Origin of the sequence: Paraclostridium bifermentans (assembly GCF_964259345.1) — a bacterium.
In the GTDB taxonomy this organism is placed as follows: domain Bacteria; phylum Bacillota; class Clostridia; order Peptostreptococcales; family Peptostreptococcaceae; genus Paraclostridium; species Paraclostridium bifermentans_B.
Genome location: NZ_CAXVJR010000016.1, coordinates 1 through 9,291, shown reverse-complemented (window position 1 = coordinate 9,291; position 9,291 = coordinate 1). Strand labels below are relative to the sequence as shown.

The following is a 9,291-nucleotide window of genomic DNA, read 5'->3' as shown; positions in this document are numbered from 1 at the left end:
AGCTCTTTAGCGCCGATGGTACTTGGTGGGAAGCTGCCTGGGAGAGTAGGACGTAGCCGCGTAATCTTTTTTTGTATTTAAATTTAAAATATACATATTTGGAATTTATAGGACATATCCTTTATTAAGTAAAATAAAAAGGAGTAGATCATATGAACTTTAATATTGAAATATGCAGGGGTAATATTTTAGATATTATTAACTTAGCAGATAGCAATGATTTATTAATTGATTCAATTGAACAAGGACCTATAAATGATGATATTATGAACATAAAAGTAAAGTTTTCAAAAAATAGTAGTATACATAGTCTTGATAAATTTGTAAATGAGATAAGACAACTAAATAGTTTAAATTCTTGTGATATAATATAAACTATGCATTTTGCATAGTTTTTTATTTGGTAAAGATACTAATATTTTAAGATATTGAAAATTATTTTAAAAGTTATATAATAATAATTTGAGAATATTGTTAAACAAAGAATTAAAGAGGAGGGATATTTAATGACAACAGGAGTTACAACACAAATATCTGAACAGACAGTAGAAACTTTTTTTAATTCAGTAAAAAATAGCGGCCCCAAATTAATATATGCAATAGCTGTATTATTAATTGGGTTATATGTTTGCAAATTAGCTAGAAAACATAGTAGAAAATTCATATTAAAATATAATGTAGAAAAAGGTATAGCTAATTTCATATCATATGCTATATACGGAGTAGGCGTTATAATGGTTTGTATGACTGCTCTAGATATAATAAATTTCCCAGTTCAATCAGTTATGACAGTAATGATATCATTACTAGGGGTAATTGGGTTATCTGTAGGTTTAGCATTTAAAGAAATACTATCAAATTTAGGATCAGGTATGATTATACTTTTCTTTAAACCTTTTAAAACAGGAGATTATATCGGAGGATCAGGAGTTGAAGGTACAGTTGATGATATACAAATATTTAGCACTATATTAAAAACTCCAGACAACAAAGCTATAATAGTTCCAAATTTTAAATTAACAAGTGATAATATAATAAATTATACTCATCAAGATAAGAGAAGAATAGATTTATCATTTGGGGTTGGATATGATACAAATATAAAATTTGCAAAAAAAGTTTTAGAAGATATATTTAATTCTGACGATAGAATATTAACAGATCCCAAACCAATAATAGGATTAAATTCACTAGGAGATAGTTCTATGGAAATAGTAGCTAGACCATGGGTGAAGACTGATGAATACTGGGATGTATACTTTGAGGTTATGGAAAAAGTTAAAGAAAAATTTGATGAAAATAATATAGAAATACCATTTCCAACAAGAGTTATTTATAATAAAGATGAATAGTTAGATTACAAAAAATATAAATTAATTTATATTTTTTGAATAAATAGTATTGAAAGTTGAGAATATATATACTATAATGATTAACAAATAGAACAACTAATAGCTACGAAGGAAATTAGTAAAAAATATATTTGTACTCAGAGAGTGAGTGGTTGCTGAAAACTCATTACAATGATTTTTGAATCTATTCTGGAGCTGCTAATCGAAAATAATACTAAGATTAGCCGTATACCTACGTTACAGGATTTAAGAGGTTTATATTTTATAAAAATATAAACAACTAGGGTGGCAACGCGGATAACAAGACTTTCGTCCCTTTTATAGGGGGTACGAAGGTCTTTTTTTTGTATATACAAATAGTTATTAAGCATTATATTAAAATGCTATTATACCAATAGGGGTAACGTTATTTTCATGAAAATAAAAAATAAAAAAACATAAAATAAATAGGAGGAAGAAAAAATGTTAGATATAAAAAGAATAAGAGAAAATCTAGAAGAAATAAAAAAAGCAATGGAAGTAAGAGGAGAAAAAGAATTTGACCTTGATGCTGTTGTTGAGTTAGATAACAAAAGAAGAGAGTTACTTAAAGAAGTTGAAGTAATGAAGAATGAATTAAATGTAGAGTCTAAAAAAATACCTCAATTAATAAAAGAAGGTGTAGATGTAGCAGAAGCAAAACTTAAATTAAAAGAGTTATCTGACAAAATAAAGGGATTTGATGAAAAAGTTAAAGAAGTAGAAACTGAAATGGAATATAGATTAATGAGAATTCCAAATGTTCCTCATCCTGATGTTCCACAAGGAACAACTGATGAAGACAATGTTGAAATAAGAACTTGGGGAGAACCTACTAAGTTTGATTTCGAAAATAAAGCTCACTGGGATATAGGAACAGGATTAGGAATATTAGATTTTGAAACTGCTGGTAAAATAACAGGATCAAGATTTACTTTATACAGAGGATTAGGAGCTAGACTTGAAAGAGCTTTAATAAACTTCTTCTTAAATACTCATACTGAAAAGAATGGATATACAGAAGTATTACCTCCTTTCATGGCAAATAGAACTAGCTTCATAGGAACAGGACAACTTCCAAAATTTGAAGAAGATATGTTTAAATTAGAAGGGCTTGATTACTTCTTAATACCAACAGCAGAAGTTCCTGTAACAAATATACACAGAGATGAAATATTAACAGGAGATCAATTACCAATAAAATATTGTGCATATACTCCATGTTTTAGATCTGAAGCAGGATCAGCTGGAAGAGATACAAGAGGATTAGTTAGACAACATCAATTCAATAAAGTTGAGTTAGTTAAATTTGTTAAGCCAGAAGAATCTTACCAAGAATTAGAAAAATTAACAAATGATGCTGAAATGATGTTACAAATGTTAGGATTACCATACAGAGTAGTTAGAATATGTACTGGAGATTTAGGATTTACAGCTGCATTTAAATATGACTTAGAAGTATGGATGCCAAGTTATAACAGATATGTTGAAATTTCTTCTTGTTCAAACTTTGAAGATTTCCAAGCTAGAAGAGCTGGAATAAGATTCAAGAGAGATAAAAAATCTAAAGCTGAATATGTTCATACATTAAATGGATCAGGATTAGCAGTTGGAAGAAGTTTAGCTGCTATATTAGAAAACTATCAACAAGCTGATGGATCTGTAGTAGTTCCAGAAGTTTTAAGACCATACATGGGTGTTGATGTTATAAAGAAAGAAGAATTATAAGAACTAAATATAAATATAATAAAGGGGAACTATATAGTTCCCTTTTATTAATTTAAAGACTAAAAATATGCTTTTATTTATATGGAATTTATAAAAAATATAAAATTATTTGTAGAACAATAGAAGAATATGGATTAAAATTTGAGTTGAATTATAAATTTAATTATGGTAATATTAAAGATGTTATAAGTTTTAGGAGGAAGCATGGATAGATCATTTTATATGAATGAAGCAATAAAAGAAGCATATAAAGCATATGAAAAAGGTGAAACACCAATAGGTGCAGTTATAGTGAAGGATGGAGAAGTAATAGCTAGAGCTCATAACCTAACTGAAACGCTAAATGATCCAACTGCTCATGCTGAAATTTTAGCAATAAGAAAAGCTTCAGAAAACTTAGGTGGATGGAGACTTATAAATTGTGACTTGTATGTGACTATGGAACCGTGTATAATGTGTAGTGGAGCTATAGTTCAATCGAGAATAAAAAAACTTATAATAGGGACTAAGCATATTAAAAATTTAAATATAGAAAAACAACATGAATTTAAAATAGATTATTTTAGTACATGTAATATAGAAGTTACATTTGGAATCTTGAAGGAAGAATGTTCTAATATTCTACAAAAATTCTTCAAGGAATTAAGAAAGCGATAGTAAGGAGAGATGGTCGAGTCGGTCGAAGGCGCTCGCCTGGAAAGTGAGTATACGGGTAAAACCGTATCGTGGGTTCGAATCCCACTCTCTCCGCCAAAACTTAAATATGGTTATAAGTTTGCTGTGCTAGACGGGAAGGTAGCGGTGTCCTGTAACCTGCAATCCGCTATAGCAGGGTTGAATTCCATCTAGAGGCTTATATATTGTAGGGCTGCCCTAAATAAGTGGTGTTGACACTTAGGTCCTGCGCAACGAAAGCTCATAAACTCCGCCAGGTCCGGAAGGAAGCAACGGTAAGTGATCACTTTCGTGTGCCGCGGGGGTGCCTAAGTCGAGCTAACTGTTTAGGTAACGCCTATGATAGTAAGTCAATAGATGGTGCACAGCTTTAATATAAAAATATGAATCCCTTATAGATAAGGGATTTTTTTAATATACAAAAACATTTATAAAAATTTAAATATAAATATAGATATAGATAAATTTAATAAAAATTGGTATATAATAAAATATTGGTATTTTAGGATTAAGGAGAGATAAATTTATGCATAAGGCACTTTATAGAGCCTATAGACCTCAAACTTTTAAAGATGTTGTAGGACAAGAACATATAGTTAGAACTTTAAAAAATCAGATTCAAAATAACAATGTTGGGCATGCGTATTTATTCTGTGGAACTAGAGGTACAGGTAAAACATCTACAGCTAAAATATTTGCTAGAGCTGTAAATTGTAACAATAGTGTTGATGAAGAACCTTGTAATGAATGTGAGGTTTGTAAAGATATACTAAATGATAATATAATGGATGTTATAGAAATAGATGCCGCATCAAACAATAGTGTTGATGATATAAGAGAAATTAGAGAAAATGTAAAATATACACCAGCTAAATGCAAGTATAAAGTATATATAATAGATGAGGTACACATGTTATCTCAAGGAGCATTTAATGCTTTATTAAAGACATTAGAAGAACCTCCATCATATGTAATATTTATATTAGCGACGACAGAACCACATAAGATACCAGCAACGATACTTTCTAGATGTCAAAGATTTGATTTTAAAAGAGTGACAGTAAAAGATATGTCAGATAGAATGAAAGAGATTTGCGAGGATGTTAATGTTGAAGTTGACGATAGAGCATTAAACTTAATAGCTAGAAATTCTCAAGGTGCACTGAGAGATGCACTTAGTATATTAGACCAATGTATGTCTTTTAGTGAAAATAAAATAGGATATAAAGATGTTGTAGATTTATTAGGGACTGTAAATGTAGAACAGTTATTCGAAATGGCTGAATATATAATAAAAGAAGATACTAAAAAATGTTTAGAGATATTAAATGAATTTGTCATATGGGGAAAGGATATAAAAAATTTAGTTGATGATCTTATCGATCATTTTAGAAATTTAATGGTATGTAAAGTATCTAAAGAATTAGATGAAATAATATCTTTACCTGATGAAACTATAGCCCAATTAAAATCTCAAGCGGAAACAATAGAAATAAATGACATAATAAGAATACTTAATATATTATCTGTAACTCAAGATGACATTAAATCATCATCTAATCCTAGAGTTTTAGCAGAAGTAAGTATAATGAAATTATCTCAACCTATGTTTGATGATAGTAAAGAAGCTCTACTAAAAAGAATATCAAATTTAGAAGAAACTATTAAAAGTGGAAATATAAAAGTTAATGCCCCTCAAATTGTACAAGAAAATGCAATAAGTAAGGAAGAATATAAAAATGAAGCAATTGAAGAAGTATATTATGAAGAGGTAAAAAGTGAAGATGTTAAGTTGGTTGAAAAATCATGGGAAAATATATTGACCCATATAAAGAAAGATAAAAATATGCCAGTATATGCTATATTAAGAGAAGCTAGAGACTTCAATGTAAACTCTAATAATCTATATATAGTATTTGATGATAACTTTGCTTTTGCTAAAAATAAAATAAGTGATGCTAAAACATTAGCATATGTAGAAGGTGTAGTAAGAGAAATTCTTAATAGAAGTTTTAGTATAAAAATAATACTTAAATCAGAATCTAAAAATATAAAATTAGAAATTGAAAAAGAAGAAAAAGACAAAGGTGAAGAAATATTAGAAAAAGTATTTCCAAAAGAGATATTAGATATAAAGCAAAGTATAAGTGAAAATGAAATTAAATAATAAATACTATTATGATATAATAATAGCATAAAATAAATAAAATAATAATCAAGGAGGATTTTTAATTATGGCTAAAAAAGGATTTCCAGGAATGATGCCTGGTAATATGAACCAAATATTAAAGCAAGCTCAAAAAATGCAAACTGATATGCAAAAAATGCAAGAAGAATTAGAGTCTAAAGAGGTAGAAACTTCTGTTGGTGGAGGAGCTGTTACAGTTAAAGTTAACGGTAAGAAAGAAGTTGTAGATATACAAATAAAACCAGAAGTTGTAGATCCAGATGACATAGAAATGCTTCAAGACTTAGTATTAAGTGCAGTTAATGAAGCATTAAGAAGTGTAGATGATATGCAATCTTCACAGATGAACAAATTAACTGGAGGAATGAACATTCCAGGTTTATTTTAGTAGGTGATTTAAATGCAAACTTATTCAGGGCCTATATCAAGGCTAATAGAGGAATTTTCTAAACTTCCTGGAGTAGGAAGGAAAACAGCTCAAAGATTAGCTTTTCACGTTATAAATATGAATATGAATGACGTTGAAGCTTTATCTAAAGCTATTGTTGAAGCTAAAAAGGAAATTAAATACTGTTCTATTTGTTATAATATAACGGATAAAGATCCATGTAGTATGTGTTCTAACAAAAACAGAGATAGTAAAGTTATTTGTGTTGTTGAGGATCCTAGGGATGTAGCAGCAATGGAAAAAACAAAAGAGTTTCATGGACAATATCATGTATTAAATGGAGTTATATCTCCAATGGATGGTATAGGACCAGATATGATAAGAATAAAAGAGCTTATACAAAGATTAGGAAATCAAGAAGTTAATGAAATAATAATGGCTACAAATCCAACTATAGAAGGTGAAGCTACGGCTATGTACATAGCAAGACTTTTAAAACCTATGGGTATAAAGGTAACGCGTATTGCTCATGGACTTCCTGTAGGAGGAGATTTGGAATATGCTGATGAGGTAACAATATCGAAGGCATTAGAAGGAAGAAGAGAAATATAATGAAAATCGAGTATTATTCTCGATTTTTTTTATTTTATATTAATTAATGTCGTTTTTTATAATAATTTAGGGTGAAAAATTTGCATATATAATATTGAAGTATAAACATTGGTATTGTATAATTTGAGATATATTTACTAAAAATTTCAATAGGGGTGCAAAATGAAATCGGCTATGAACTTCGAAGAGCATAAAGCTATGAAAGAAAAAAGAAATAAGAAAATAAAATCATCAAAGGGTAAAATCAAATATAGTGAAGTTGATGATATGAGTGTTCTTATAAAGAAAAAAACTAAGAAAGCAACAAAGCAAAAGGAAAGTAACTTTAGAAATAACTATAAGAATTATCAATACGACTATGAAGAAGACTTTTATGAGCCTAGATACTAGGTTATTAGAAAATAAATAAAAAAAATCTGTAGATTAATCTACAGATTTTTTTTATTTATTTTCTAATAATTTGTCTTCTATTAAGTTTGCTATGTTTTGAGAAGAATTAAATTTTCTTATTGATTTTATATTTTTCTTCAGAATATCTAATCTAGTAGGATCATCAATAAGAACTTTTAATAAAACAGATAAAGAATATTTTTTTGTAGTTCTAAGAGCTGATCCGCAGTTGCATAAAAAGTCTAAGTTTTCTTCTTCTTGACCAGGTATATAATAAGGAACAATCATTGGAACATCTTTAAGTAAAGCTTCTGTAGTTGTAAGTCCTCCAGGTTTGGTTACAAGGACATCTATTGAAGCTAAGATATCATTCATTTTATTAGTAAAACCTAATACGCAAACTTTTTTATCTGATATATGTGTTTCAAGTCTTTTCTCTATTTTTTCTTTTAAAGATTCGTTTCTACCTGTTATAACAAGTATTTGGAAATCTCTATCTATATCTAACATTTCCTCTAGAGTTTCTTTAATATTACCAGCTCCGAAACTTCCTCCCATTAATAATACTGTTAGTTTATCTTTATCAAAACCTAACTCAGATAGTACGGTTTCTCTATCTCTATGATTTAAAAAAGACTTTTCTACAGGTATACCTAAAGGTTTTACTTTATCAGAGTTCACACCTTCAGAGATTAGTAACTCTTTAACATACTCATGTCCAACTATATAGTAGTCTAATTCATTTTGTATCCATGTTGAATGAGTAGTATAATCAGTTAACACGGAAATAAGTGTTGGAAATGAATTAGAGTTAAAGAAATTTGAAAATTCATCCCCAAGGCTAGTATGAAATACTGTAGTAGTACTTGTGTTACTACATTGCTTTTTTAATGTACTAAGAGCTATCATTGGAAACGGATGTGTTCCAACTATTAAATCTGGTCGCTCGTCTAAAAGCAATCTTTTAAATCTTCTAGCCATAAATGTAGTTATCATATTGTCTTTAAATTCATTTTTTGAAGCTAATCCTGACTCGGAAAATCTATAGACCCTACCATAAGCGTTAGGGGTATATATAGCAGATTTTTCGTATCCTGTAGAAATTATTTTATCCATAGTTGTATTAACTAGTTTTAAGCTATCTATAATTTTGCACTCAATAGTTTCGCCATCAATTGTTTTTTTTATTAGTTCTTCTTTTATAGCTCTAGCTGCTCTATTATGTCCCCCACCTGTTGATGCAGACATAATTAATACTTTTTTGCTCATTTGTAGAACCCTCCTAATAATTAGCCTTATAAAACAAACTGTATATCTATGTATATTTGGTAATAATATTGCTTAAGCTAAATAAAGTATTGACATATTTTATTTAATATTTAATACTAATCTAATATATGTTAAATAAAAATACAAGTATAGTATTTTATAAAAAGGAGATTAAGTATATGAATAAGGTAGAAGTTTTTAGTAGTGATACATGTAAACAATGTATAGATTTAAAAAAATACTTAAAAGAAAATAATATAGACTATATAGAATACAATATATCTAAGAACTCGAATTTTAGAAAAAATCTTATAGAATTAGGCTATATGTCAGTTCCTGTGTTACTTATAAATGGCGAACATGTGTTAGGTTTTGATAAAACGAGAATAGATAATCTATTAAGTATATAATTATAAAAGGGATGTACAATTATTATATAAACCATATGGATTTAATATAAATAATAAAAAAATAAAAAAACTTTAAAAAAAGTATTGACGATATATAATAAAGCTGATATAGTATTACTTGTCCTTAAGAAACGGACGAAAACAAAAGATAAAGAGTGACAACGACAAAGTCTTAGTCGCTCGGAATGAACTTTGAAAATTAAACAGTAGGTTAATTATAAAAATTCTTTTTAAAGAATTAAACAACAAACAACCAAGCCA

10 protein-coding genes, 1 tRNA gene, 1 other RNA gene and 1 other annotated feature are annotated in these 9,291 nt (G+C 28.4%); of the genes, 11 read left to right on the top strand and 1 reads right to left on the bottom strand.

What is annotated here, in order from left to right:
• The first annotated feature begins 152 nt into the window (after nt 1-152).
• The 10 genes from ACEXNK_RS17370 (at nt 153) to ACEXNK_RS17325 (ending at nt 7,351) form a co-directional block, all read left to right on the top strand.
• Nucleotides 153-374 (top strand): hypothetical protein, encoded by a 222-nt coding sequence (locus ACEXNK_RS17370; protein WP_373601431.1) that lies wholly within the window; start codon nt 153-155, stop codon nt 372-374.
• A 132-nt stretch (nt 375-506) separates the two neighbouring features.
• On the top strand, nt 507-1,352 hold the full coding sequence (locus tag ACEXNK_RS17365) for a mechanosensitive ion channel family protein (protein WP_373601430.1): 846 nt from the start codon (nt 507-509) through the stop codon (nt 1,350-1,352).
• Nucleotides 1,353-1,448: 96 nt separating this feature from the next.
• Nucleotides 1,449-1,672, top strand: a binding site (T-box leader).
• A gap of 142 nt (nt 1,673-1,814) precedes the next feature.
• On the top strand, nt 1,815-3,098 hold the full coding sequence (serS, locus tag ACEXNK_RS17360) for a serine--tRNA ligase (RefSeq protein ID WP_373601429.1): 1,284 nt from the start codon (nt 1,815-1,817) through the stop codon (nt 3,096-3,098).
• A gap of 204 nt (nt 3,099-3,302) precedes the next feature.
• Nucleotides 3,303-3,755, top strand: a complete 453-nt coding sequence (locus ACEXNK_RS17355; protein WP_373601428.1) for a nucleoside deaminase — start codon at nt 3,303-3,305, stop codon at nt 3,753-3,755.
• A gap of 3 nt (nt 3,756-3,758) precedes the next feature.
• A tRNA-Ser gene (locus ACEXNK_RS17350) sits at nt 3,759-3,851 on the top strand.
• A gap of 25 nt (nt 3,852-3,876) precedes the next feature.
• An RNA gene (gene ffs / locus ACEXNK_RS17345) (signal recognition particle sRNA large type) lies at nt 3,877-4,141 on the top strand.
• A gap of 158 nt (nt 4,142-4,299) precedes the next feature.
• Nucleotides 4,300-5,940 carry a DNA polymerase III subunit gamma/tau gene (dnaX, locus tag ACEXNK_RS17340; RefSeq protein ID WP_373601427.1) on the top strand — a complete coding sequence of 547 codons (1,641 nt, stop codon included), beginning with the start codon at nt 4,300-4,302 and terminating at the stop codon, nt 5,938-5,940.
• A gap of 67 nt (nt 5,941-6,007) precedes the next feature.
• On the top strand, nt 6,008-6,349 hold the full coding sequence (locus ACEXNK_RS17335) for a YbaB/EbfC family nucleoid-associated protein (RefSeq protein WP_373601426.1): 342 nt from the start codon (nt 6,008-6,010) through the stop codon (nt 6,347-6,349).
• A gap of 12 nt (nt 6,350-6,361) precedes the next feature.
• Complete coding sequence (gene recR / locus ACEXNK_RS17330; RefSeq protein ID WP_373601425.1) at nt 6,362-6,961, top strand: recombination mediator RecR; 600 nt, start codon at nt 6,362-6,364, stop codon at nt 6,959-6,961.
• Between the two features lie 162 nt (nt 6,962-7,123).
• Nucleotides 7,124-7,351 carry a hypothetical protein gene (locus ACEXNK_RS17325; protein WP_373601424.1) on the top strand — a complete coding sequence of 76 codons (228 nt, stop codon included), beginning with the start codon at nt 7,124-7,126 and terminating at the stop codon, nt 7,349-7,351.
• A gap of 51 nt (nt 7,352-7,402) precedes the next feature.
• Here ACEXNK_RS17325 and ACEXNK_RS17320 read toward each other — a convergent pair whose 3' ends face one another.
• Nucleotides 7,403-8,620 carry an MGDG synthase family glycosyltransferase gene (locus ACEXNK_RS17320; protein WP_373601423.1) on the bottom strand — a complete coding sequence of 406 codons (1,218 nt, stop codon included), beginning with the start codon at nt 8,618-8,620 and terminating at the stop codon, nt 7,403-7,405.
• A gap of 179 nt (nt 8,621-8,799) precedes the next feature.
• On the opposite strand from ACEXNK_RS17320, the gene ACEXNK_RS17315 reads away from it, so the two are divergent.
• A complete protein-coding gene (locus tag ACEXNK_RS17315) occupies nt 8,800-9,030 on the top strand; it encodes a glutaredoxin family protein (RefSeq protein ID WP_373601422.1) in 231 nt (76 codons plus the stop codon).
• Nucleotides 9,031-9,291 lie beyond the last annotated feature (261 nt).